Origin of the sequence: Streptomyces monashensis (assembly GCF_001866665.1) — a bacterium.
Taxonomy (GTDB): Bacteria; Actinomycetota; Actinomycetes; order Streptomycetales; family Streptomycetaceae; genus Streptomyces; species Streptomyces monashensis.
In genome coordinates this window covers 153,821-178,493 of the sequence record NZ_MLYO01000031.1, presented here as the reverse complement: position 1 = coordinate 178,493, position 24,673 = coordinate 153,821, and the positions used below count along the sequence as shown (strand labels likewise).

General features: G+C 73.7%; 23 protein-coding genes. 12 read left to right on the top strand and 11 right to left on the bottom strand.

What is annotated here, in order from left to right; translation table 11 throughout:
- The first annotated feature begins 17 nt into the window (after nt 1-17).
- The gene (locus BIV23_RS18800; protein WP_071382029.1) at nt 18-1,025 is read left to right on the top strand and encodes an ArsR/SmtB family transcription factor; all 1,008 of its coding nucleotides are present in this window, start codon (nt 18-20) and stop codon (nt 1,023-1,025) included.
- Between the two features lie 75 nt (nt 1,026-1,100).
- On the opposite strand, the gene BIV23_RS18795 is transcribed toward BIV23_RS18800, so the two are convergent.
- Nucleotides 1,101-1,664, bottom strand: a complete 564-nt coding sequence (locus BIV23_RS18795; protein WP_071382028.1) for an NAD(P)H-dependent oxidoreductase — start codon at nt 1,662-1,664, stop codon at nt 1,101-1,103.
- A gap of 99 nt (nt 1,665-1,763) precedes the next feature.
- On the opposite strand from BIV23_RS18795, the gene BIV23_RS18790 reads away from it, so the two are divergent.
- Entirely contained in the window at nt 1,764-2,447 is a 684-nt protein-coding gene (locus tag BIV23_RS18790; RefSeq protein WP_177239948.1) for a TetR/AcrR family transcriptional regulator, read from the top strand.
- Between the two features lie 28 nt (nt 2,448-2,475).
- Here the strand turns inward: BIV23_RS18790 and BIV23_RS18785 are convergent, their stop codons facing one another.
- The gene (locus BIV23_RS18785) at nt 2,476-3,642 is read right to left on the bottom strand and encodes an FAD-dependent oxidoreductase (protein WP_071382027.1); all 1,167 of its coding nucleotides are present in this window, start codon (nt 3,640-3,642) and stop codon (nt 2,476-2,478) included.
- A 24-nt stretch (nt 3,643-3,666) separates the two neighbouring features.
- Nucleotides 3,667-4,362, bottom strand: coding sequence for a TetR/AcrR family transcriptional regulator (locus BIV23_RS18780; RefSeq protein ID WP_071382026.1), 696 nt, complete (start codon nt 4,360-4,362; stop codon nt 3,667-3,669).
- Nucleotides 4,363-4,562: 200 nt separating this feature from the next.
- Here BIV23_RS18780 and BIV23_RS18775 point away from each other — a divergent pair, with 200 nt between their 5' ends.
- Nucleotides 4,563-5,564, top strand: coding sequence for a LacI family DNA-binding transcriptional regulator (locus tag BIV23_RS18775; RefSeq protein ID WP_071382076.1), 1,002 nt, complete (start codon nt 4,563-4,565; stop codon nt 5,562-5,564).
- A 60-nt stretch (nt 5,565-5,624) separates the two neighbouring features.
- Here BIV23_RS18775 and trxA read toward each other — a convergent pair whose 3' ends face one another.
- Entirely contained in the window at nt 5,625-5,999 is a 375-nt protein-coding gene (trxA, locus tag BIV23_RS18770) for a thioredoxin (protein ID WP_071382025.1), read from the bottom strand.
- Nucleotides 6,000-6,141: 142 nt separating this feature from the next.
- Here trxA and BIV23_RS18765 point away from each other — a divergent pair, with 142 nt between their 5' ends.
- Nucleotides 6,142-7,572, top strand: a complete 1,431-nt coding sequence (locus BIV23_RS18765; protein WP_071382075.1) for a dihydrolipoyl dehydrogenase family protein — start codon at nt 6,142-6,144, stop codon at nt 7,570-7,572.
- 40 nt (nt 7,573-7,612) lie between these two features.
- Here the strand turns inward: BIV23_RS18765 and BIV23_RS18760 are convergent, their stop codons facing one another.
- Nucleotides 7,613-8,257 (bottom strand): peptide deformylase, encoded by a 645-nt coding sequence (locus BIV23_RS18760; protein WP_071382024.1) that lies wholly within the window; start codon nt 8,255-8,257, stop codon nt 7,613-7,615.
- A 100-nt stretch (nt 8,258-8,357) separates the two neighbouring features.
- Nucleotides 8,358-8,705, bottom strand: a complete 348-nt coding sequence (locus BIV23_RS18755) for a tetratricopeptide repeat protein (RefSeq protein WP_071382023.1) — start codon at nt 8,703-8,705, stop codon at nt 8,358-8,360.
- Nucleotides 8,706-9,212: 507 nt separating this feature from the next.
- On the opposite strand from BIV23_RS18755, the gene BIV23_RS18750 reads away from it, so the two are divergent.
- The 6 genes from BIV23_RS18750 (at nt 9,213) to BIV23_RS18725 (ending at nt 16,975) form a co-directional block, all read left to right on the top strand.
- Entirely contained in the window at nt 9,213-9,647 is a 435-nt protein-coding gene (locus tag BIV23_RS18750; RefSeq protein ID WP_071382022.1) for an OsmC family protein, read from the top strand.
- A 162-nt stretch (nt 9,648-9,809) separates the two neighbouring features.
- The gene (locus BIV23_RS18745; RefSeq protein ID WP_071382074.1) at nt 9,810-10,793 is read left to right on the top strand and encodes an ABC transporter permease; all 984 of its coding nucleotides are present in this window, start codon (nt 9,810-9,812) and stop codon (nt 10,791-10,793) included.
- 1 nt (nt 10,794) lies between these two features.
- A complete protein-coding gene (locus tag BIV23_RS18740) occupies nt 10,795-11,748 on the top strand; it encodes an ABC transporter permease (protein WP_079173235.1) in 954 nt (317 codons plus the stop codon).
- Nucleotides 11,745-13,829, top strand: a complete 2,085-nt coding sequence (locus BIV23_RS18735) for a dipeptide ABC transporter ATP-binding protein (RefSeq protein ID WP_071382021.1) — start codon at nt 11,745-11,747, stop codon at nt 13,827-13,829. Before BIV23_RS18740 ends, BIV23_RS18735 begins: the two co-directional genes overlap by 4 nt.
- A gap of 67 nt (nt 13,830-13,896) precedes the next feature.
- Complete coding sequence (locus BIV23_RS18730) at nt 13,897-15,579, top strand: ABC transporter family substrate-binding protein (RefSeq protein ID WP_177239946.1); 1,683 nt, start codon at nt 13,897-13,899, stop codon at nt 15,577-15,579.
- Nucleotides 15,580-15,676: 97 nt separating this feature from the next.
- Nucleotides 15,677-16,975: a serine hydrolase domain-containing protein gene (locus tag BIV23_RS18725; protein WP_071382020.1), complete on the top strand. Its 1,299-nt coding sequence runs from the start codon at nt 15,677-15,679 to the stop codon at nt 16,973-16,975.
- A gap of 30 nt (nt 16,976-17,005) precedes the next feature.
- Here the strand turns inward: BIV23_RS18725 and glpK are convergent, their stop codons facing one another.
- Together glpK and BIV23_RS18715 are read right to left on the bottom strand one after the other, a co-directional pair.
- The gene (gene glpK / locus BIV23_RS18720) at nt 17,006-18,535 is read right to left on the bottom strand and encodes a glycerol kinase GlpK (protein ID WP_071382019.1); all 1,530 of its coding nucleotides are present in this window, start codon (nt 18,533-18,535) and stop codon (nt 17,006-17,008) included.
- A gap of 45 nt (nt 18,536-18,580) precedes the next feature.
- Nucleotides 18,581-19,348, bottom strand: coding sequence for an IclR family transcriptional regulator (locus tag BIV23_RS18715; protein WP_071382018.1), 768 nt, complete (start codon nt 19,346-19,348; stop codon nt 18,581-18,583).
- A 194-nt stretch (nt 19,349-19,542) separates the two neighbouring features.
- Between BIV23_RS18715 and BIV23_RS18710 the strand changes: the two genes are divergently transcribed.
- Together BIV23_RS18710 and BIV23_RS18705 are read left to right on the top strand one after the other, a co-directional pair.
- Entirely contained in the window at nt 19,543-20,040 is a 498-nt protein-coding gene (locus BIV23_RS18710; protein WP_079173234.1) for an ATP-binding protein, read from the top strand.
- A 68-nt stretch (nt 20,041-20,108) separates the two neighbouring features.
- Nucleotides 20,109-21,152 (top strand): PP2C family protein-serine/threonine phosphatase, encoded by a 1,044-nt coding sequence (locus BIV23_RS18705; RefSeq protein ID WP_079173233.1) that lies wholly within the window; start codon nt 20,109-20,111, stop codon nt 21,150-21,152.
- A 103-nt stretch (nt 21,153-21,255) separates the two neighbouring features.
- On the opposite strand, the gene BIV23_RS18700 is transcribed toward BIV23_RS18705, so the two are convergent.
- From BIV23_RS18700 to BIV23_RS18695, 3 genes are all read right to left on the bottom strand, one after another.
- On the bottom strand, nt 21,256-22,221 hold the full coding sequence (locus tag BIV23_RS18700) for a pirin family protein (protein WP_071382071.1): 966 nt from the start codon (nt 22,219-22,221) through the stop codon (nt 21,256-21,258).
- Between the two features lie 131 nt (nt 22,222-22,352).
- Nucleotides 22,353-23,222, bottom strand: a complete 870-nt coding sequence (locus tag BIV23_RS50385; RefSeq protein ID WP_177239945.1) for a hypothetical protein — start codon at nt 23,220-23,222, stop codon at nt 22,353-22,355.
- Between the two features lie 460 nt (nt 23,223-23,682).
- Nucleotides 23,683-24,666: a pyridoxal-phosphate dependent enzyme gene (locus BIV23_RS18695; RefSeq protein ID WP_071382016.1), complete on the bottom strand. Its 984-nt coding sequence runs from the start codon at nt 24,664-24,666 to the stop codon at nt 23,683-23,685.
- Between the last annotated feature and the right edge of the window lie 7 nt (nt 24,667-24,673).

Here is a 24,673-nt window from a genome sequence, read left to right as displayed (position 1 = left end):
ATGTAGACGGGGGCTAAATGATCAGCTTCCGGCTCGGGGTCGACGACCTCGCCGACACCCGGTTCGCGATCTCCCCGCTCGGCGAGCTGATGGAGAGCCTGCGCGTGCTGCGCGCGCCCGCCCTGCACCCCCTGCACGGCCGCTGGCGCCGGGCCGTGCTCGCCGCCCTCGTCCCCACCGACCTGCCCCTGCTGTCCGCCCTCGTCGGCCCCGCTCTCGCCCTGCCCGACTTCCTGACACCCCGGCCGACCGTCCACGCGCCCACGCTGGACGAGGAGTTGGCGGTCGTACGGGCCACACCTCCGGACGTCGTGCGGCGCGACCTGCTCGCCGCGCACGCTCCGCGCCCGCTGCCCGCCGCACTGCGGTGGGCCGGCGCACCCGATGACGCCCCGGTCCTCGAACTCCTCGGCCGTGTCGTCGAGTTGCTCCTCCGCTACTGGCACACGGCTCTGCTGCCGTACTGGCCGCGGATCCGGCTCGTCCTGGAGGCCGACATCACGCACCGCGCGGGACAGCTGGCCACCGGCGGCGCCCGCTCGCTCTTCGCCGGCCTGCACCCGAACCTCGGCTGGCGCGACGGGGTGCTCAGTGTCGACAAGATGATCGGCCGGCACGCGGTCGACGGCGCCGGGCGCGGGCTGCGGCTGATCCCGTCGGTGTTCGCACACAAGCCGGCGCCACCGATCAGCGCCGCGGCCCCTCCGATGCTCGCCTACCCCGGCCGGGGCACGGCGACCCTGTGGGAACCGGAGCCCGACCCCGACCCCGACGCCTCCGCGCTCGCCGCGCTGCTCGGCGCGCCCCGCACCACCCTGCTGCGGCTGCTCGCCGAGCCGCTGCCCACCGTCGAACTGGCCCGGCGTCTCGGCGTGACGCCGAGCGCCGTCTCCCAGCACCTGCGGATCCTGGCCGCCACGGGCCTGGTGACCCGCGCCCGGGACGGCCGTCGGGTGCTGTACCGGCGCAGCGCGCTGGCCGAACGGCTGGTCGCGGGCCACCCCTTGTTCCCGGCGCGCGCGTAGGGGACCGGGTGCGGACACGCGAAAGGGGGCCGGAGCGGCCTCCGGCCCCCTAGGCCTTCGCGGGTGACGGTGGCCTCAGGCGGCCGTGGCCTCGCCCACGTTGCCGTGCAGACGGGCGACGACCTCGGTCAGCTGGGCGGCGACCTCGGTGTCGTCCACCGGGTGGGTCTCGGCGAACCGGGTCACGGAGCCCGGGATGGACAGCTTGATGTCCTCGATCACCTTGCCGCCGGCGATGCCGACGGCCTTGCGGGTGTCGTCCTGCGCCCACACGCCGCCGTACTGGCCGAAGGCGGTGCCGATCACGGCGACGGGCTTGCCGCCGAAGGCGCCGGCGCCGTACGGGCGCGACAGCCAGTCGATCGCGTTCTTCAGCACGGCGGGGATGGTGCCGTTGTACTCGGGCGAGAACAGCAGGAAGGCGTCGGCGGACTGGGCGGCCGCGCGCAGCTTCGCGGCGGCGGCCGGGACGCCGCCCTCGACGTCGACGTCCTCGTTGTAGAAGGGGACGTCGGCCAGGCCCTCGAAGAGCACGACCTCGGCGCCCTCGGGAGCGAGCTTGACGGCCGCCTCGGCGAGCTGGCGGTTGTGCGAACCGGCGCGGAGGCTGCCGACGAGCGCGAGGATACGAACAGACATGGGAACTCCAAGGGGCTGAAACATCGCTGTTACGATCCGGACCGAGGTCCGTTTATTTGTGTACCACCCTAAGCGGACCGCGGTCCAGTTTTCTTCCCGATGCTTTACGCTGGCGTCATGTCCGCCGCCCTGCCGCCCTTCCCGACGCCCGAGGAGTCCCACGACGCTCCTCAGTTGCTTCAGGTCGCCCCCTCCCCCGAGGAGCCGTGCCTGCGCGCCGACGCGGCCCGCAACCGCGCCCGCCTGCTGGAGGCCGCGGCCCGGCTGATCGCCGAGCACGGCGTGGCCGGTGTCACCATGGAGGCCGTCGCCGCGGCGGCCCAGGTGGGCAAGGGCACGGTGTTCCGCCGCTTCGGCGACCGCACGGGTCTGCTGATGGCCCTGCTCGACCACTCGGACCGGCAGCTCCAGGCCGACTTCCTGGGCGGGCCCCCACCGCTGGGCCCCGGGGCGCCGGCCCTGGACCGGCTGCGCGCGTTCGGCGTGGCGGTGCTCTACCGCTCCGCCGAGCAGCTCGACCTCCAGCTGGCGGCCCAGCCGGAGCCCACCCGGCGCTTCTCGCACCCGGCGATCGGGGCGCGGCGCACGCACATCGCGGTGCTGCTGCGGCAGATCGTGCCGGACGCCGACTGCGACCTGCTGTCCCAGACGCTGCTGGCCTCGCTCGACCCGGCGCTGATCCACCATCAGCACCGCCAGCGCGGCATGCCCATGGAACGGCTGGAGGCCGGCTGGACCGACCTGGTCGCCCGGGTGACCCGCACCGAACCGCCGCCCCGCTGACGGCCCCTCAGGAGCCGTGCGCGACCGCTCAGGAGTGCCGGGCGAACAGGTCGAGCAGCCCCTGTGGGGCGTCGGCGCGGAACAGCCGGTCGCCGCCCTGGGCCGACTCCCGCGCGGACACCTCGGCGCGCCGGAACATCCGGTCCTCGTAACGCGCCAGCGCCGCCTCCCGGTCACCGGGGTGCGCGACCAGCGAGAGGCCCAGCTCGGCGCCGTCGATCAGCGCCAGGTTGGCGCCCTCGCCCGCGAACGGCGACATCAGGTGCGCCGCGTCCCCGAGCAGGGTGACCCCGGGAGTCCGCTCCCAGCGGTGCCCGACCGGCAGCGCGTGGATGCGCCGGGGCACCAGCGGCCCGTCCGCGTCGGCGACCAGGGCCCGCAGGCGCTCGTCCCAGTCGTCGAACTCCTTCAGCACGGCCGCCTTCGCCGCCTCCGGGTCGCCGAAGTCGATGCCGTCCAGCCAGTCCTCCGGCGCCTCGACGGCCGTGTAGACGTGCAGACTGCCGTCGCTCTCGCGGTGCGCGAGGAAACCCCGGCCCGCGCCGAGCGCGAACAGCATGCCGCCGCCGACCACCGCCGCGCTCGCCGGGTGCCGCAGGTCCGCCTCCCGCAGGTCCGCCTCGACGAACGACACACCCGTGTACGCGGGTCGGGCGGGGGAGAGCAGCGGGCGGATCCGGGACCAGGCGCCGTCCGCGCCGATGAGCAGGTCCGTGGTGAACGCCGTGCCGTCGGCGAGCGTCACCTCGTGCCGGCCGCCGCCCAGCGGGCGCGCCCCGGTGACCTTGGCACCCCAGCGGACCGTGCCCTCGGGCAGCGAGCCGAGCAGCAGCGCGCGCAGCTCACCCCGGTCGATCTCGGGCCGGCCGCCGGTGCCGTCGTCGGACTCGGCCAGATGGACCGTGCCGTACCGGTCGAGCACCCGCACGGCCTGGCCGCCGGGATGGACCCGCCGCAGGAACTCCTCGTGCAGCCCGGCGGCGCGCAGCGCCTCCTGGCCGGAGTCGTCGTGGATGTCGAGCATGCCGCCCTGGGTCCGTGCGCCCGCCGAGGCCTCCAGGTCGAACAGGGCGGCCTCGACGCCGTGCACCCGCAGCACCCGCGCGAGCACGAGCCCCCCGAGCCCCGCACCGACGACGGCGACGGGGTGGTGCGGGAGGGGAGCGGAAGAGGGAAGGGAAGGAGAGCTGGTCATGGTGGCCTCCTGGTGGGTGGTGCGTCAGTCGGGTACCGACGTCCGCTCGATGCCGTTGATCAGGGTCTGGAAGGCCCATGACAGGCGGGCCTCGGGGGTGCCGGACAGCAGGGCGCCGGCGCTCTCGGCGATGCGCGGGTGGGTGGCGGCGGGTGACTCGCGCAGGGCGCGGGACAGCGCCTGCCAGTCGGCCGGGGAATCCTCCCCGGCGTGCTCCGCGGCGGTCGCGGTGGCGTGCTGGAGCAGCAGGTCGACGCCCCACGCCGCCTGCGCGCGCGGCACCCCGCCCTCGTGGAGCAGCTCCAGCAGGGTCTCGATGAGCCGCAGATAGTGCGGGCCGCTCGGGCGTGCGGTCAGCGCCGAGCGGGCGATGCCCGGGTGTTCCATGAGCATCGCCGTGTAGGCGGTGAGCACCTGCTCCAGCCGCTCCCGCCAGTCGCCTGCGGCCGGGGCGGGCCCGACCGTGCCGAGCAGCTCGTCCAGGACGGCCGCGTGCAGCTCGTCGGTGTTGCGGACGTACACGTACAGCGAGGCCGGGCCGGTGTCCAGCTCCTGGGCGAGCCGCCGCATGGTCACCTTGCGCAGTCCCTCCGCGCGCAGGATCGCGACGGCGGCGGTGACGATGCCCTCCCGGGTGAGAGCGGGCTTGGCGGGACGCTCGCGACGGGAGCGGGGTGAGCGAGGGGAGTGCGAGGAGCCGGGGGAGTCAGGAGCGGTCATGCATGCACCGTAACGAACATGTTCGACACGAACAAGTTCGCGGCGAACATGTTCATCCGTGTGTGCCGCGTTCCGGAACGCCTCGTGCAGTCCGGACCGCCTATTGAGAGAGTCCGGACCGCACGGGATTTCGTCGAACGATGAACCACGGCGCCCCGCCCGATCCCGGCCCCCACGCCTCTGCCAAGATGCGGTCTGTCATGGTGCAGATACCGAACACGCCCACGAGCGCCGACGTCGCCCGCCTGGCCGGAGTCTCCCGCGCGACCGTGTCCTATGTCCTCAACAACACCAGTGCCGTACGGATCAGCGAGCCGACGCGCCGGCGCGTCCACGAGGCCGCACGGGAACTGGGATACGTGCCCCACGCCGCCGCCCGCAGCCTGCGCGCCGGGCACAGCCGGATGGTCCTGATGCCCGCCCCCGCTATCCCGGCGGGCCCCCTCTACAGCGGGTTTCTCAACGAACTCCAGCAGGCCCTCGGCCGCCTCGACTACACCGTCGTGCAGTACGGCACGGACGGCTCGCGCGGCGACGAAGCCGCCCGCGCCTGGGCCGAGTTGCGGCCGGTCGCCGTCCTGGTGCCCGGCGCGGAACTGGGGCCGCAGGGGGTGCAGGTCCTCAAGCGCTCCGGCGCCCGGGCCGTGGTCACGCTCGGCCCCGTGCGCGTCGACGGCGCGCACGCCCTGCTGACGGACCACGACGCGGTCGGCCACTGCGCGGGCGCCCATCTGCACGCGGTCGGCCGGCGCCGGATCGGGGTCGTGGTGCCACGGGACGCCGGGCTGGAGTTCTACTCACGGCCCCGGCTCGCCGGTGTGCGCGAGGCGCTGCGCGGCACGGACGCGGTCGCGACCGAACTGCCGCTCGCGTACACGGAGGCGTCCGCCGCCCGACTCGCCGCTCAGTGGCGGGAGTCGGGGCTCGACGCCGTGTTCGCCTACAACGACGAGTACGCGATGCTGCTGATGCGTGCCCTGCAGGACGAAGGGCTCCGCGTCCCTGAGGACGTGGCCGTGATCGGCGCCGACGATCTGATGCTGGGCCGGCTGCTGCGCCCCCGCCTCAGCACGGTCCACATCGACCTGCCGTCCGGCCGTGACCTGGCCGAACTGGTCGACCGAGCGGTGCGCGACCCCGGCGGCCGGCCGGAGGTGCACATCGTGCTGGGGGCCTCGGTCGTCCGGCGGGAGTCTACCTGACACCCGCCGCGACCGAGGCCCCGCCCCGTGCGGCCGTACTCCCGCCGCCGTGTCACCGCGTCACTGCGCGCCGCTCTGCTGGGCGGCCACGCTCTTGCGGACCTCGTCCATGTCCAGCTTGCGGGCCTGCCCGATGACGTCCGTCAGGGCGGCCTCGGGCAGGGCGCCCGGCTGCGCGAACACGGCGATCTTGTCCCGGACGATCATCAGCGTCGGGATCGACCGGATGTCGAAGGCCTGCGCCAGCTCCGGCTGTGCCTCGGTGTCCACCTTGCCGAAGACCAGGTCGGGATTGGCCTCGGCGGCCTTCTCGTAGACCGGCGCGAACTGCCGGCACGGCCCGCACCAGGACGCCCAGAAGTCGATGAGAACGAACTCGTTCTCGGTGACCGTCTGGTCGAAGTTGTCCTTGGTCAGCTCCACGGTGCTGCTCATGGTGTGAATCCCTACTTCCCGGTGTGGGGTTGTGCCGTCGGCGCAAACACGGCCGTCAGGCCGCCTATTCCACAGGTGCACACCTGTGTTCCGCGCGCGTACCCATGTGGCCGCCGCGCACACCACCCGCCAGACTGACCGCATGACGGAAACGGAATCCATCGCGTACGACGTCGTGGTGCTCGGGGCCGGACCCGTGGGGGAGAACGTGGCCGACCGCACCCGTGCGGCCGGGCTGACCACCGCGATCGTCGAGAGCGAGCTGGTCGGCGGGGAGTGCTCGTACTGGGCCTGCATGCCCAGCAAGGCCCTGCTCAGGCCCGTGATCGCCCAGGCGGACGCGCGCCGCCTGCCCGGCCTCGACCGGGCGGTCCAGGGCCCGCTCGACACCCCCGCGGTCCTCGCCCGCCGCGACGACTACACCTCCCACTGGAAGGACGACGGCCAGGTCGCCTGGGTCGAGAGCATCGGCGCCGACCTGTACCGCGGTCACGGCCGCCTCGCCGGCCCCCGGAGGGTCACCGTGACCGCGCCGTCCGGCGCGGTCACCACCCTCACCGCCCGGCACGCCGTCGCCGTCGCCACCGGCACCCGTGCCCAACTGCCCGACCTGCCAGGACTCGCCGAGGTCAGGCCCTGGACCAGCCGGGAGGCGACCAGCGCCGAGGCGGCGCCCGGCCGGCTGATCGTCGTCGGCGGCGGCGTGGTCGCCACCGAGATGGCCACCGCGTGGCAGGCCCTCGGCTCCCGGGTCACCCTCCTCGTCCGGGGCAAGGGCCTGCTGAACCGGATGGAGCCCTTCGCCGGGGAGCTGGTCGCCGAGGCGCTCACCGCCGCGGGCGTCGACGTCCGCACCGGCACGTCCGTGGCGTCCGTGACCCGGGAGAACGGCACGGTCGTGGCGGTCACCGCCGCGGGCGACCGGCTGACGGCCGACGAGATCCTCTTCGCCACCGGCCGGGTCCCGCACACCGACGACATCGGCCTCGACACCGTCGGCCTGGCCCCCGGCTCGTGGCTGGACGTGGACGACAGCCTGCGCGTCACCGGCACCGACTGGCTGTACGCCGTCGGCGACGTCAACCACCGCGCCCTCCTCACCCACCAGGGCAAGTACCAGGCCCGCATCGCCGGCGCCGCCATCGCGGCCCGCGCCGCCGGCCACCCCGTCCCGGAGGAGGCGTGGGGCGCGCACGCCGCCACCGCCGACCACCACGCCGTCCCCCAGGTCGTCTTCACCGACCCCGAGGCGGCCGCGGTCGGCCTCTCCCTCGCCGAGGCGGAAGCGGCCGGCCACCGTGTCCGCGCCGTCGACGTCGAGTTCTCCTCGGTCGCCGGAGCGGGTCTGTACGGCGACGGCTACACGGGCCGCGCCCGCATGGTCGTCGACCTGGACGACGAGATCCTGCGCGGCGTCACGTTCGTCGGCCCCGGCGTCGGCGAACTCATCCACTCCGCCACGGTCGCCGTCGCCGGCCACGTCCCGGTCGGCCGGCTGTGGCACGCGGTCCCGTCGTACCCGACGCTGAGCGAGGTGTGGCTGCGACTGCTGGAGGCGTACCGCGACAACTGACCACAGGGCGGGCGGAGTCCGGGTTGTCCGGCGCCGGGGTCTACGGCAGGTCGAAGCCGAGGGCCTCGGCCGCCGCCCGCGGTGCCGGCTGGGCCCACAGGGCCGCGGCGGCCTCGTTCGTGGACAGCGAGCGCAGTTCGGCGCGGTCCAGGTAGAGGGTGCCGTCGAGGTGGTCCGTCTCGTGCTGGACGATACGGGCCGGCCAGCCGCTGAACTCCTCGTCCAGGGTGCGGCCCCGCTCGTCCTGGCCGCGCAGCCGTACCGCGGCGTGCCGGGCCACCACCGCCTGCCAGCCCGGCACGCTCAGGCAGCCCTCGAAGAACGCGGCGCGCGCGTCGCCGACGGGCTCGTACGCCGGGTTGACCAGGACCCGGAACGGCTGCGGGACGCGGCCCCGGACCACGGCCACCTCCTCGGGCACCGGGGCGGGGTCCTCGAGGACCGCGATCCGCAGCTCCACGCCGACCTGCGGCGCGGCGAGCCCGACCCCGGGGGCGGCGTGCATGGTCAGACGCAGGGCCTCGACGAAGCGGGCCAGCAGGGCGGGCCCGAGCTGACCGTCGTAGGGCACGGCGGCGCGCCGCAGCACGGGCTGTCCGGCGGCGACGATGGGCAAGGGGCCGCCGGCGGCGAGGAGTTCCTCGACCCGCTCGGCGAGCGGCGCGTGATCAGGGGAGGGTGCCATCGCGTCAGGATGCCATGCCACCTGGCCGGCGGCGGCCCGGCACCGCGGGCCGAGGGCCCGGTCCCGGTCCCGGTCCGGAACCGGGCCCTCGACCCGCCGTTCACTCCTGCGGGAAGTCGCCCGCGAGCGCCGAGGCGATCCGCAGGTGCGGCTCCGCCTCCGCGTGCCGGGCCTGGCGCTGGAGCGTGCGGCCCAGCAGCAGCCGGGCGTAGTGCTCCACCGGGTCGCGCTCGACGATGGCCAGCAACTCGGCCTCGGCGCGGCGCAGTTGGGCCGAGTGGTAGTAGGCGCGGGCCAGCAGCAGCCGGGGTCCCGTCTGCTCCGGCACCTCCTCGACCAGCCCGGTCAGCACCCGTGCCGCACCCGCGTAGTCCTTGGCGTCGAAGAACTGCCGTGCACGCTCCCAGCGCTCGGCGGGCGTGCCGTGGTCGTAGTACGTGGTCTCCACTCGCGTCTCCACTGTGACCTCCTTCGACGGCCACAACGGAACGCGTTCGTTCAATATTCCACTGGCTGTTCCGGGTGTCCGGGGCGGCCGGCTCGGCGTCGGCCCGCTCGGTGACCAGGGCGAGCACGCGGCCGGCCACGGCCCGGTCCGCGTCGGGGATGCACGCGTAGATCCGCGCGCTGACCGGCGCGGTCGCGGCGCAGGCCGCGGCGTACAGCTCCCGTCCGGCGTCGGTGGCGCGCACCTGGGACGGCTCCTCGGCGGACACCGGACCGGCGGCCGTCAGTGCCTCCATCGCGCGCAGCGCATCGCCTCGGTGACCTTCACCGCACCCGTGACCTCGGCGACGAGGCCGGCCCGCTCGACCGTGCCGTCGGCCACGACGACGAGCCGGAGGACGACGGACCGCAGGAAGTCAGCCCCAGCGGGGCAACCGCCCGGTCCACCGCGACCCGGGACGCGCTCACCTCGTCAGAACCGGCCCGCCGCGGGGTTAGGGTCGCCGGCATGACCGACAACTCCCTGCGCTCCGTCACCGTCGAGCGCACCAGCACCGGCCACTTCGTGGCGACGAACGCCCGCGGCGGCTCCGTCTCCTTCGGCACCGGGGCCGCCGGCGACACCGAGTTCACCCCGGTCGAGCTGCTCCTCGCGGCGCTCGGCGGCTGCACCGCGGTCGACGTGGACATCGCGACCACCCGGCACGCTGAGCCCACGTCCTTCACCGTCGCCGTGCGGGGCACCAAGGTCGACGACGACCTCGGCAACCGCCTCACCGACCTCGCGGTGACCTTCCACGTCGCGTTCCCCGACGGCGAGGGCGCCGAGCGGGCCCGGGCCATCCTGCCCCGGGCCGTCAGGACCTCCCACGACCGGCTCTGCACGGTCAGCCGCACGGTGGAGACGGGAACACCGGTGACGGCGACGATCGCGGACGCCTGACGCCGTGTAACACCGGGACGCTCCGACATCTCCCCCATTGCCGGGTATTCCGGACCGTTTGCTGCGACAGTATGTCGGCCTCGTGGCGGGACCGGCCGAAGCCTGGCTTTCTCCGCAAGGTACGAACCAAAGTGATGATCACGCCTTGGGGAGGTGCTGCGGATGGTCCGCTCTGTGCTGCGCAAAGCAGCGGGCTGGGTGCTGATGATCGTGGTCGCGACCAACGCCACGTTCTTCCTGGCCAGTTGGTTCCTGGACCCCCGGTCCAACTTCAGGGAACTGCGGCCCGTCCGCAGCGAGGCCCAGATCGACCAGGCCCTCGCGCCGTACGGCCTCGACCCGCGGGTCCCGGTGGTGCACCGCTGGTGGGACTGGCTCACCTCGGTGGTCCTCCACTTCGACTGGGGGAAGTCACCCACCGGCGTCCCCGTCAACGGCGAGGTGGGCTACCGGGCGCTGGTCAGCGCGGAGTTGGTGCTCGTCGCGACGATCCTGTCCGTCGTCGTCGGCGTCGCGCTCGGGGTGTACACCGCGGCCCGGCAGTACGGCTTCGCCGACCGGATCTCGCAGGCGGTGTCCATCGCGGTGCTCAACGTGCCGACGTCCGTGGCCGCGCTCGCGGTGGTCTTCGTCGCCATCTGGCTCAACCAGCACGCCGGACTGCGCTTCCTCTACGTCGCCGGGGAGAACTCGCCCGACGTCACCGGAACGCTCCCGGTCATCGGCGACCGCCTGCTGCATCTGATCCTGCCGACCCTGACCCTGACCCTGATGGGGTACGTCGGCTACCACCTGACCCAGCGTTCCCTGCTCCTCGACACCCTCGACGCCGACTTCGTCCGCACCGCCCGGGCCACCGGGCTCACCTGCGGCCAGGCGATCCGCCGGCACGCGCTGCGGGCCGCGCTCATCCCGACGGCGGCCTCCGTGGCGTTCGGCATCCCCGCGATCTTCACCGGCGCCGTCATCACCGAGACGGTCTTCGGCTGGAACGGCATGGGCCGCTACTTCATCCAGACCATCGCCAAGAACGACGTGCACGGCGCGGTCGCGACGGCCGCCTTCGCCGCGGCCCTCACCGCGATCGGCGCGATCCTCGCGGACATCGCCACGGTCTTCCTCGACCCGAGAGTGAGAGTGAGCTGACGTGGCCACCGACGCGACCCCGCACGCCCCGTCGCGCCCGACGTCCGACGCTCCGGCCCGTACGGCGGCCCGCCCCGCGCCGCAGCCGGCCGAGCTCGGCCTCGGCCGGCTCTATCTGCGCCGCTTCGTACGCAACCGCCCCGCCGTCGCCGGTGTGGTGATCTTCCTGCTGCTGGTGCTGTTCAGCGCCTTCGGCGGCCGGTTCACCTCCTACGCCTACACCGACGCCGACTTCACCGCACTCACCCGCCCGCCGGGCGCCGCGCACTGGTTCGGCACCAACCAGGGCGGCGACGACATCTACGCCTGCGCCGTGCACGGGCTCCAGCGCTCCCTGGTGATCGCGGTGAGCGTGTCCGTGCTGACGATCGTCGTCGCCGCGCTCGTCGGCGCCGGCGCCGCCTACGCCGGCGGCCGCGTCGAGCGGGCGACCCTCGCCCTCGTCCACTTCCTGCTGATCGTCCCGTCGTTCCTCGTCCTCGCCCTGGTCTCGCACCGGCTCGCCGGCGACTGGCGCGTCCTGATCGTCGTCCTCACCGTGTTCGGCTGGATGCCGACCGCGCGGGTGATCTGGTCCGTGTCGACCTCGCTGCGCGAACGGGACTATGTGACGGCGGCGCGCTTCATGGGCGTCGGCCCGCTACGCATCGTCCTGCGCCACATCATCCCCAACCTGGGCTCCCTGCTGATCGTCAACCTCACCCTGGGCGTCGTGACGACCGTGCTCAGCGAAACCGCCCTGTCGTTCCTCGGGTTCGGCGTGCAGACCCCGGACGTCTCCCTCGGCACGATGCTCGCGGACGGAGCGGGCACCGTCACCAGCGCCCCCTGGCTGTTCGCCTTCCCCGCGGGACTGGTCGTCCTGCTCACCGTGTCGATGACGCTCATCGGCGACGGACTGCGCGACGCCCTCGACCCCACGTCCGTGACCGGTTCGGCGGGAGGCCGACGATGACCCTCGCGACCCCCGCGCCCGTCCCCGCGGCCACCGGCGCGCCCGCCCCCGTGCTCTCCGTGCGGGACCTGCGGATCTCCTTCCCCTCCGAGGCCGGCCCCGTCGAGGCGGTACGCGGCGTCGGTTTCGACCTGCTCCCCGGCCGCACCCTGTGCATCGTCGGCGAGTCCGGCTCCGGCAAGTCGGCCACCGCCACGGGCATCATGGGCCTGCTGCCGCCCTCCGCCGACGTCGGCGGCCAGGTGCTGCTGGAGGGCCGGAACCTGATCGGCCTCGACGACCGCGAACTGTCCCGCGTCCGCGGCAGATCCATCGGCATGGTCTTCCAGGACCCCCTCTCCGCGCTCACCCCGATCTTCTCCGTGGGCCGGCAGCTCTCCGACGCCCTGCGGGTCCACCAGGACCTGACCCGGCGCGCCGCCTGGGAGCAGGCCGTCGAACTCCTCGACCTCGTCGGCATCCCCGACCCGCGCGGCCGCGCTGCCGCCTTCCCGCACGAGTTCTCCGGCGGCATGCGCCAGCGCGTGGTCATCGCCCTGGCGATCGCCAACCGGCCGTCCGTGCTCGTCGCCGACGAGCCCACCACCGCGCTCGACGTCACCGTCCAGGCACAGATCCTCGACGTCCTGCGCCGGGCGCAGCGCGAGACCGGCGCCGGGCTCGTCCTCATCACGCACGACCTCGGCGTCGTCGCGGGCCACGCGGACGACGTCGCCGTCATGTACGCGGGCCGGTTCGTGGAACACGCGGGCGTCGAGGAGCTGTTCCGCCGGCCGACGATGCCGTACACCGCGCGGCTGCTCGCCGCCGTACCGACCGTGGACGGCGGCGAGCGCCGGCCTCTCGTGCCCATCGGCGGGGAACCGCCCTCCCTGGTCGGCCTGCCGGCCGGCTGCCCCTTCGCGAGCCGCTGCGCCGTCGCCCTCGACGCCTGCCGCGCCGACGAACCCGGGCTGCGCGAGGTCGGCGGGCACGGGCGGGTGGCGTGTCTGCGGGCCGGGGAGATCGCCGACGGCACCCTCGACCCGGCGGGCGGCGCCGCACCGGCCGACGACCGGGTGCCCGCGGCCCGGGCCGCTGCCGGTGAGGTGGTGCTGCGCGTCGAGGACCTCGTGAAGACGTTCCCGGTGACCAAGGGCGCCGTCCTCAAGCGCCGGATCGGCACACTGCACGCCGTCAACGGCGTCGGCTTCGAGCTGCGGGCCGGCGAAACCCTGGGCCTCGTGGGCGAGTCCGGCAGCGGCAAGACGACGACCCTCATGGAGATCCTGCGGATGCGGCGGCCCGAAGGCGGCCGGATCGAGATCGCCGGCACCGACGTCGCCACGCTCGCCCCCGGTGCGCGCGCCCGCGCGCTGCGGCAGGACGTCCAGATCGTCATGCAGGACCCGCTCGGCGCCCTGGATCCCCGCATGCCGGTCTCCCAGCTGCTCGCCGAACCGCTGCGGGCCGCGGGCCGGGACCGCGCCTCGATCCGCGCCCGGGTGCGCGAACTGCTGGCCCTGGTCGGCCTGGACGACACGGCGGGCGCCCGTTTCCCGGCCGCGCTCTCCGGGGGCCAGCGCCAACGCGTCGGCATCGCCCGCGCCCTGGCGACGGAGCCGAGGCTGCTCGCCCTGGACGAGCCGCTGTCCGCCCTGGACGTCTCCGTACAGGCCGGGGTGATCAACCTGCTGGCACGCCTGAAGTCCGAACTCGGCCTCGCCTACCTCGTGGTCGCGCACGACCTGGCCGTGATCCGGTACGTCTGCGACCGCATCGCGGTGATGTACCTCGGCCACATCGTCGAGACCGGCGAGACCGAGGCGATCTTCGCCGACCCCCGGCACCCCTACACCCGGGCGCTGCTGTCCGCGGTCCCGGTGCCCGACCCGGCGCGGGAGCGCGCCCGCGAACGCATCGTGCTGGAGGGCGAACAGCCCGGCGCCGCCCGCCTGCCCGACGGCTGCGTCTTCGCCGACCGCTGCCCGCTGTACCGCCGCGCCGACGACACCGTACGGCAGCGCTGCCGCACCCGGCGCCCCGAGCCCGCCCTCGTGCCCGGCCGCCCCGGCCACCAATACGCCTGCCACGCGGTCTGACCGGCCCCGTCCCCGGGCCCGCAGCCACCCTCCGCACTCCCCGCCGACCCAGAAGGAACCATCCGCCATGCGCGCACGACTGGCCCTGCCCGTCGCTCTCCTCGCCGCGATCTCCGTCACCGCCACCGCCTGCCAGTCCTCGTCCGGCCCGGGCGCCACGGGCTCGGACGCGAAGGACACCCCGGCCGCGGCATCGGGGGCCGCCGACTACCACCCCACGCCGTACGACCGGATCCGGGACGGCGGCACCTACACCTCCGCCGGGACCTTCGACGACCAGGGCAACCCGTTCAACGTCAACGCGACGCTGACCGCGAGCCGGGTGTGGTCCTGGTACAACGCCGACGCGATCACCTACTCGCCGACCGGCGACGTGCAGTACAACCCCGACTACTTCAGCGACGTGAAGGTGTCCGTCGAGGGCGGCGACCAGAAGGTCACGCTGACCTTCAACCCCAAGGCCGTCTTCAACGACGGCACCCCGATCGACTGGACTGCTATCAGGGCCACCTGGACGGCGAACAACGGCTCGAACAAGGCCTACGCCGCGAACTCCACGGACGGCTACGACCGCATCACCTCCGTCGAGAAGGGCAGGGACGCCAAGCAGGCCGTGATCACCTTCAAGGGCGTCTACCCCGCCTGGTCCAGCCTCTTCACGACGTTCCTGCATCCCAAGGCGGCCACGGTCGAGAACTTCGACAAGGCATACGTCAAGAAGGCCCACCCGGAGTGGGGCGCGGGACCGTACACGATCGGCTCCTGGGACACCCACTCGGGGAACATCACCTTCGTCCGCAACCCCGAGTGGTGGGGCAGGAAGGGCAAGCTCGACAAGCGCGTCTACGTCAACCTGGAGTCGACCGCCGCGGTCAACGCCTTCAAGAACGGCCAGCTCGACTCCGTCTCCGCCGTCGACGCCGAGAGCCTCAAGCAGGTCAAGGGCCTCAAGGGCACCGAGATCCGCCGCGGCGGCAGCCCCTTCGAGTACTCCCTCTACCTCAACAGCAAGTCCCCCGTCCTCGCGGACGAGGCCGTGCGCAAGGCCGTCGAGGAGAGCGTCGACCGCACCCAGATCGCGAAGATCCAGTTCCAGGGCCTCGACTACCGGGAGCCGCTGCCCGGTTCGGCGGTGCTGTACAGCTTCCAGAAGGGCTACCAGGACAATGTCTCGGCCGTGCTGGCGTACGCACCGGCCGAGGCGCGGAAGGAACTCGACGCGGCGGGCTGGAAAACCGGAAGCGACGGCATCCGGGCCAGGAACGGCAGGAAGCTGGAGATCGGCTACACGCTGCTCGGCGACGACCCCCTGGGCAAGGCCACGGCCGGTGCCCTCGCCGCGATGCTGAAGCAGGCCGGCATCCGGCTCGTCATCGACAAGGCCGACGAGGCGGACTTCGCCGGCATCCTCAGCGGGCGCAAGTTCGACCTGTTCGTCTCCGGCAACCGCTCCATGGACCCGTTCGGCGCCCGCTACCTGTGCGACTTCTACTGCTCGGACCGTGACTCCAACATCACCGGCGCCGGCACGCCCGCGCTGGACAAGGAGATCCGCGCGACCGGCCGCATCGCCGACCGCGACCGGCAGATCACGGCGGTCGACAAGGTCGAGCGCGACGCTCTGCGGCAGTACGCCTTCCTCCCGCTCTACAGCGGCCCCTCGACCTACGCCGTGAAGAAGGGCCTCGCCAACGTCGGCGCGACCATCTTCTACAACCCGCTCCCGGAGACGGTGGGCTGGGAGAAGTGATCTCAGGGGCGCGATCATCCGTGGGGAGGATGTAAGGGCCGTCCACCCCTGATGAGGATGTCCGGGTCATGTTCGTTCGGCACGGAAGGGACATCCCTTGCGCATCCCCCGGTTATTCGGAACAGCCCTGGCCACCACGCTGCTGCTGACCGTCGCGGCGCCGGTCGCGTCCGCCGCCGCGAGACCGGCCGCCGCACCGGCCGCGTCGTCCGCGCTGGACCCGGCGACGCTCGGCAGGACGCTCGACGCGGTGCACGACGCGGGCATGTACGGCATCTACTCCTCCGTGCGCGACGGCTCCGACCGGTGGGCCGGCGCCTCCGGGGTCGCCGACGTGGACACGGGGCGCCCGGTGCGGCCGGACCTGCGGCACCGGGTCGGCAGCATCAGCAAGACGTTCGCCGCCGTGGCCGTCCTCCAGCAGGTCGAGCGCGGCCGGATCCGCCTCGACGCGCCCATCGGCGACTACCTGCCGGACCTGGTCCCGGGGGAGCGCGGCCGCGAGATCACCGTCCGCATGCTGCTCAACCACACCAGCGGCATCGGCGACTACGTCCTGAGCGCGTTCCCCTCGCTCCGGCAAAGGTCGACCGCCAGCCTCGACGAGGACCGCTTCCGCTCCATCGCGCCCGAGGAGCTGGTCCGCCTCGGACTGGCCGCGCCCGCCACCGGCCGGCCCGGCGAGACGTGGTCGTACTCCAACACCAACTACGTCATCGCCGGACTGCTGCTCGCCAGGGTCACCGGCCAGGACCCCGAGGCGTACATCACCCGCCACGTCATCGACCGGGCCGGCCTGCGGCACACCTCCTACCCGCGCTCCGCGTACCTCCGGGGCCCGCACTCCCGCATGTACGAGAACTTCTACGGCCTGATCGACCCGCCGCGCGACTACAGCGTCTACGACATGTCCTGGGCCTACACGGCCGGCGCGATCGTCTCCACCACCGACGACCTGAACCGGTTCTACCGCGCCCTGCTGGGCGGACGGCTCGTCGGCCCCGACGCCCTCCGGCAGATGCAGACCACGGTCCCGGCGGGCGGCGGCATGAACTACGGACTCGGCATCTACTCCGTCGACGTGCCCGGCTGCGGCCGCTTCTGGGGGCACGACGGCGCGGTGTTCGGCGCCGGCACCGTCGCCCTGTCCAGCCCCGACGGCAGCCGTCAGGTGGCCGCCGGCTGGAACCTCATGAAGTACGAGCGCCTCGACTCCGCCGGCACCGGCTTCGAACCGAGCCCGATCGACGACGCCCTGAACCGCTACGTCGTCACGGCGCTGTGCCCGTCGGCGACACCGGCCTCGGCCCGCGCGGCGACCACCTCGCTGCGGCGGATCCTGACCGGCACGGGCACGGACCTCTCACCGGCCCCCTGGGCCGCGGTCCTGCGCTGACGGCAGGGCAGCGGGCGGACCGGTCCGGTGTCACGGCGTGCCCGGGCCGGCGGAGCGCGGAGGCCGGGCCCAGCCCAGCGACCGTTCCACCGCCCGCTGCCAGTTCTCGTACTCCGCCGCGCGCAGCTCGGGGTCCATGTCGGGCAGCCACTGCCCGGCCCGGTGCCAGTTGCGGCGCAGCACCTCCAGGTCCGGCCAGTAGCCGGCGGCGAGCCCGGCCGCGTACGCGGCGCCGAGCGAGACCGTCTCGGCGACCATGGGCCGCACCACGGGCACGTCCAGCACGTCGGCCACGAACTGCATCAGCAGGTTGTCCGCGGTCATGCCCCCGTCCACCTTGAGCTGCTGCAGGGGGACCGAGGAATCGGCGTTCATGGCGTCGACGACCTCCCGGGTCTGCCATCCGGTGGCCTCGAGCACGGCCCGCGCCAGGTGCCCCTTGGTGATGTACGAGGTGAGGCCGACGATGACCCCGCGGGCGTCGCTGCGCCAGCGCGGCGCGAACAGCCCCGAGAAGGCGGGCACGATGTAGCAGCCGCCGTTGTCCTCGACCGTCCGGGCGAGGGTCTCGATCTCCGGGGCGCTGCTGATCAGGCCCAGCCGGTCCCGGAACCACTGGACGAGCGCTCCGGTGACGGCGATCGACCCCTCCAGGGCGTAGGCCGGCCGCTGGTCCCCGATCTTGTAGGCGACGGTGGTGAGGAGCCCGTGCCGGGACCGCACCATGTCGGCGCCGGTGTTGAGGAGCAGGAAGCTCCCCGTTCCGTAGGTGCACTTCGCCTCGCCGGGGGAGAAGCAGGTCTGGCCGAAGAGCGCGGCCTGCTGGTCGCCCAGCGCGGCCGTGATGGCGACGCCCGGCAGCACCGCGCGGGCATCGCCGTACAGCTCGGCGGACGACCGGATCTCGGGCAGCATCGAACGGGGCACTCCGAAGAAGGCGAGCAGTTCGTCGTCCCAGGCCAGCGAGCGGATGTTCATCAGCATCGTGCGGCTGGCGTTGGTGGCGTCGGTGATGTGCAGGCCCCCTTCCGGGCCGCCGGTGAGGTTCCAGATCAGCCAGCTCTCCATCGTTCCGAACAGCACCTCGCCGTCGTCGGCGCGCTGCCGGAGCCCCTTGACGTGGTCGAACAGCCAGCGGATCCGCAGCGCCGAGAAGTAGGTCGAGGGCGGCAGACAGCACCGCTCCATGAAGAACTCCTCGCCGGGGTCGTCCCTCAGCTCCTCGACGAGCGGTGCCGTGCGGGTGTCCTGCCAGACGATCGCCCGGCCGAGCGGGGTGCCGGTCCGCCGGTCCCAGAGCACGGTCGTCTCGCGCTGGTTGGCCAGACCGATGGCGGTGACCTGCCCCGGGTCGACACCGGCGACGGACAGGGCCTCGGGCACGACACGGCGGAGGTTCTGCCAGATCTCGGCGGCGTCGTGCTCGACCCAGCCGGGCTCGGGGAAGTGCTGCTGGTGCTCCTTCTGCGCCACCGAGACCAGACGCCCGCGGCGATCGAACAGGATGCATCGGGTCGAGTTGGTGCCCTGATCGATGGACATTACAAACCGTTCAGCCATGATCGGGTCTGCCTTCCGAGGGGTCGAGGAGGCGGCCGGCCCGGCCTACCATCGGGTGGCTCCGAGGTCCCGGGAGATCGCTCGTGAGGCCTCGCGGATCAGGGTGATCAGATTCGGGCGGGGGCGGCCCTGGCTGTCGCAGATCCGCTCGACCGCCCCGGACAGGCCTATGGCGCCGACGACGAGGCCGCCGTGCCCCCGGATCGGCGCGGCGAGCCCGGCCTCGCCCATGCTCATCTCCTGGATCTCGGCGGCCCAGCCCACCTCCCGGACCTCGGCGAGCGCCCGGGTGAGCTGCTCGCGATCGACGAGGGTGTGCCGGGTGTACGCCTCCAGCTCCGTCTCCCCGGCGGTCTCGATCGTCGCGGTGCCGTAGGCGAGCAGCACCTTGCCCAGCGAGGAGGCGTGCAGGGGCAGCAGCGAGCCCACGTCCAGGGTCTGGAAGGTGTCGTCCGGCCGGAACACGTGGTGGACGACGAGCACGCTGCCCTCCAGGGGCGTGCCCAGGCGAACCGCCTCCCCGCTGCGGGCGGCGAGGGCGTCGGCCCAGTTCAGGGAGCGTGAGCGCAGCTCGTTGACGTCCAGGTAGCTGGTGCCCAGGTGCAGCAGGGCGGCTCCGAGCTGGTATTTCCCGGTCGCCGCGTCCTGCTCCACGAAGTCCACGTGCTGCAGCGTGCGCAGGATGCCGTGCGCGGTGCCCTTGGCCAGTCCCAGGGAGGCGGCGACCTCGCCGAGACCGAGGCGGCGGGGCCCGCCGGCGAGCAGGCGCAGGATCGCCGCCGCCCGTTCGATCGACTGGACCGGTCCGGCCATGAGGCGAGCCTATTACCGCCGTGGACGCTTCGCCGTACGGGCGGGCCGCGCCCGGGGAGCCCCCGGGAGATCCGCGTTCGGTAATGCCGACCGCCGTTCATTGACCTGTCCGAATTGTCTCCGTAGCTTGCTGCTCAGCCGGTATGCGCCGGGACTCGGCGCCGCACCGGTCGCTCACATCACCGGGAGAGACCATGGCGGCACAGCTCAACACGCTGCTTCGGGCGGCCTACCACCACGTGTGTCCGGTGCCGCCCGCCGCCGGCGCCGTCTCGGCTGTACGCCGCAGCACGGCCGCGGTCCTCGCCGACTGGAGCCTGCCCCCGGACGTCGTCGAGGACGTGCTCCTCGTGGTGTCCGAGCTGGTCACCAACGCGATCATCCACGCCCGCCCGCCGGCCGTGCTGCGGGTGTCCTGGCGGCCCGACGGCGGCGCCCGCACGATGAGCATCGAGGTCACCGACGCGGGACCCGACCTCGTGACGGGCTGCTCCCGCACCGGGGTCGACCCGGACGAGCACGGCCGGGGCGAGACGATCGTCCGTGCCCTCGCCGCACGCCACGGCATACGCGTCCACCCCGGCGGGGTCACCCGCTGGGCCGAACTCGCGATCGGCCAGGACGCGACCTCCGCCGGGCCGGGGCGGGTGGCGTCCGCCGAGCCGCCGGAGCGCTGTGCCCGGATTGCGTAGATATTCTGTGAGATGTGATCGAGTCTGGGCGGCCACGGCTCCGCCACCGCCGCGGCCGGGGGAGCTTCGTGCGGCTGTCGCCGGTCGTCCTGACCGTCGTCATCGCAAGCCTGGCCTATTCCACCCCTCCGGACATGGCCTTCAGCCGTCTCCTGCCCGCGGCGCCGGCCCTCGCCGCCTCCATGTGGCCGGTGCTCCCCACCGTCCTGCTGGGCACCGTCTGCCTCTTTCTGATGATCGGGCTGAGTCTGGTGTTCCCCGGGCTGGGGACGTGGTGGACGGCCGCGGGGATCATCGCGGTCACCGTGGCGGCCGCGTACGGCAGCCACGTCCGGCTCCAGCGGGAGCGGACCCTCTTCCAGGTGCGGCTCGTCGCCGACGCGGCGCAGCAGGTGGTGCTGAGCCCCATGCCGCACCGCCTCGGCGGCGTCGAGATCGAGTCGCTGTATCTCGCGGCCGCGGCGGAGGCCCGGATCGGCGGGGACTTCTACGAGGTGGTCGACACGCCCTACGGGGTCAGGCTGCTCATCGGTGACGTGCGGGGCAAGGGCCTGCCGGCGGTGGGGGCCGCCGCGGCGATCGTCAACGCCTTCCGGGAGGCGGCCTACGGCGAGGCCGACATGGTCGGTGTCGCGCGCCGGCTGGACGCCAGCAGCACCCGTTACAACGCCTCCTTTCCCCCCGAGGGGCTGATGGAGCGCTTCGCCACCGCCCTGCTCGTCGAGATCCCGCACGAGGGCGGGCGCATCGAGATCCTCAACTGCGGCCACCCCCCGCCGCTCCTGCTGAACCACGGGAAACTCCGCGCCCTCGAACCCACCACCCCCTCGCCGCTGCTCAACCTCGCGGACCTGATCGGCGATCACTACAGCGTCGACACGTTCGACTTCGCCCCCGGCGACCTGCTGCTCCTCTACACCGACGGGGTCGCCGAGGCCCGCGCCCACGACGGCGAGTTCTTCCCGCTGGCGGGCTGGATGCGCCGACAGCCCCCGTCGTCGCCGCGCGAACTGCTCACGGCCCTGCACCGCGACCTGCTGCACTACAGCAGAGGGCGCCTCGACGACGACATCGCCGCCCTCGCCGTACGCCTGCGCGAACCCTCGGAGTGAGCCCGGTCACGTGAGGTCGTCCTCGCCCCGCACCTCGTGGTCCGTGGTACGGCGGAGCCTGTCTGTGCGGGGACCTGATGGCCGGAAGGTGAGTCTCCGCAGCTCAACGTACCCTTCCGCGCGGCTTCAGCGGGGTCGCCGGCAGTTGCGGTGCGGGCAGAGGGCCTCCGTCGTAGCCGTGGACCTCGCCGAAGCGGGTCCCCTTCATCCAGTCCTCGCGGGCTTCCTCGATCTCTTCCTGGGACCGGCCGATGTAGTTCCACCACATGACGAGTTCCTCCGCGAACGGCTCGCCGCCCAGCAGCATGACTCCCGCGTCCGACTCGGCGCGCAGCGGGAGTTCGGTGCGGCCGCAGCCGAGGTAGAGCATCGAGCCGGGGAGCACCGGTACGTCGTCCACGCGTACCTCGCCGGACATCGCCAGCACGCCGTACTCGAAGTCAGGCTCCAGGGGGAGGCGGACGTCGGCGCCCCGGGTCAGGGCGAGGTCCGCGCCGATGATCGGGGTGTACGTCGTACCGGGGGAGGCCGAGCCGTCGAGGTCGCCCAGGATCACCGTGGCGGTCAGGCCCGCGGCGGTGACCGTCGGCAGGTCCGGGTGGAACTCGAACTCCGGGTCGGTGTGCCGGTGTTCGTCCGGCAGGGCGACCCAGAGCTGGGCGCCGTGCAGGAAGCGGGCGTGCGGCCGAGGGCTCTCCTCGGAGTGGCTGATCCCGTGGCCGGAGGTCATCAGGCCCAGCTGCTTGGGGCGGATCGTCTGGAGGCTGCCGGTCGAGTCGCGGTGCAGTACCTCGCCCTGGTGGAGCCAGCTCACCGTCTGAAGGCCGATGTGCGGATGCGGCGGGACCTGCATGCCGGGCTCGTCCGCGATGTCGTCCGGGCCGTAGTGGTCGACGAAGGCCCACGCGCCGATCATGCGCCGGCCCAGGTTGGGCAGCAGGCGCCGCACCTCGGTCGACTCGCCCAGCTTCACCTGACGGGGGCTCAGCAGCTCGCGCACGGGTTCGGCGACGACGAACCCGCGGCCGCCGCAGACACTGGGTACGGGCGCGCGGTCAAGGTTGCTCATGCCGCCCAACCTAGCGGCCGGCGCCCCGCGCCGCCGGGCGGACGGGCCACCCGACCCGCGAATGGAGTCCGAGCGGTGACTTCGGGCCAGTGGGTCCACGAAGTCCCGCCGGTTCACGGAGCCGGGCCGTGTCATCGAGCGCGTGCGCCGACGGGGTCGAGCCACGTCGGCCGGGCCGACGACCGGCCGCGGGCCTGCGCGGTCGTCGTCGGCGCGCAGCCGGTCGCGTACGACGTACCGCTCGCCGGTGCAGGCGGTCTGCTTGGTGTGGTGCGGGCCGCGGACAGCGGGGCGCCGGCCGCGGGGGCCGTCGTGATCGTCACCGACGTGCGCGCAGAGGCGTCGGCGCCCGAACGCGCCGATGGGCTGGGCGAGTTCGGCCTCGGCGGCCTCGTGCGCGGCGCGGTCACCCGCGCGGACAGCTCGCCGAAGCACCGCCCGCTCGCGCTGCCCCTGGAGACCGCCGGCACCGGCGTCCGCGAGTCGCGGCCGGACTGCGCTCCGGCGCCCAGGTGCGCGGCACGGGCGGGCCGCCCGGCGCCGCCCGGGTGGCCCTGGTGGACGTCGTGGGCGACGCCGTCGCCACGACCGCCGCCGTCGCCGACGGGGCGGCCGCCTTCTCCGGCCTGGACGGCGGCCGGTACACGCTGAGCGCGGTCATGGAACTCGCCCACCCGGACGCGTGGTTCACAGGCGACGCCTCCGGATCCGGTGTGCTCGGGGACGGGACGGCCGTGCCCCGGCACCTGGCTCGGTACCGGCGCGGGCTCCGGCGCGCTGGCGACGCCGTCGCCACGACAGCCGCCGTCGCCGACGGGGCGGCCGCCTTCTCCGGCCTGGACGGCGGCCGGTACACGCTGAGCGCGGTCATGGAACCCGCCCACCCGGACGCGTGGTTCACAGGCGACGCCTCCGGATCCGGTGTGCTCGGGGACGGGACGGCGGTGCCCCGGCACCTGGCTCGGTACCGGCGCGGGCTCCGGCGCGCTGGTGGACGGCACCGGGCGCGGGATGGCGGATACGGGCGACGGCACCGCCGTCGGGGTCGCCGGTCCGGGCTGCGACGTGCTCGGCACGGGCCGCCGGGGGCTGCGTGCCCACCGGCGACGGCACCGGCGACGGGATGGTCGTACCGGGCGAGGACGGCACCGGCGACGGGGTGGCCGTACGGGCCGGGAGTGGCTGTCGCTCTGGGCCGCCTGGGCGGTGATGGTGCCGGCGACGGCCAGGGCGGCGCCTACGGCGGAGACCCCCAGGGCAGCCCGCAGCCTGCGGACGGTGCCGGGGCGGTGGGCTCGGTGTGCGGTCATGGGTTCCTTCGCTCGCTCGCGTCGGACAACTGGTCGAAGTGGAGGCCTCCACCCCGACAGACGTCCGACCCCGGGCGAGGTTGCGGGTGCACCCCGAAGACATTTCCGCGGCCCATGCGCGGTCCTTTCCGCGGCCCGCTCGCGGGCTCGCTCAGCCCGTGTGACGGGGGAACTCCGTCGCCCCCTCCTGCGCGAACGCCACCGCGTCCGCGTGCCCGAACAGGCCGGGCAGCCCGCCGGTGTGCACGAAGACCGTCTTCTCGCCCGGCCGGATGTCGCCGTCGGCGACGGCCGCGCGCAGGCCGGCCAGGGCGCGGCCGGTGTAGACGGGGTCGAGGACGAGGCCCTCGGTACGGGCGGCGAGCCGCAGCGCCTCGGCGGCCGGGCCGGTCAGCGTCGCGTACCCGTCGCCCACCTGGTCCCGGCGCACCCGCAGCTCCTCGGCCGTGACCTGCCGCGCCGTCAGCGGTGCCGCGAACGCCGCGACCGCCGCGGCCGGGTCGGCCAGCGCGCCCACGTCGACACCGAGCACCGCGCCGGCGCCCAGGGCCGCGACCAGCCCGGCCATGGTGCCGCCCGAGCCGAGCGCGACCACCACCGTGCGCAGCTCGGGCAACTGCTCGTCCAGTTCCTCGCCGCAGCGCACGTAGCCCCGGGCGCCGCGCACGCCCGACCCGCCGAACGGGATCAGCGCGGGCCGGGCACCCTCGGCCCGCAGCCGTGCGCACACGTCGTCCGCCGCCGCGTCCAGACCCGCCTGGCCGACCTCGCCCGCCCATGCGATCCGCGCCCCGAACAGCCCGTCCAGGGCCAGGTTCCCGGACCGTGCGGCGCCGGGCTCGCCGCGCAGCACGAGAACGGCGGCCAGGCCCAGCCGGGCGGCCGCGGCGGCGGTCAGCCGGGCGTGGTTGCTCTGCGGGGCGCCGGTGGTCACGAGCGTGTCGGCGCCCTCGGCGAGCGCCGCGCCCGCCGTCCACTCCAGCTTGCGGATCTTGTTCCCGCCGCCGCCCAGACCGGTCAGGTCGTCGCGTTTGATCCACAGGTCCTCCGGGCCGAGCCCGAGCGCGGCGGCGAGCCGGGGCGCGGGTTCGACGGGGGTGGGGAAGCTGCCGAGCGAGACGGGAGAGGTGTTCATGGCGTAC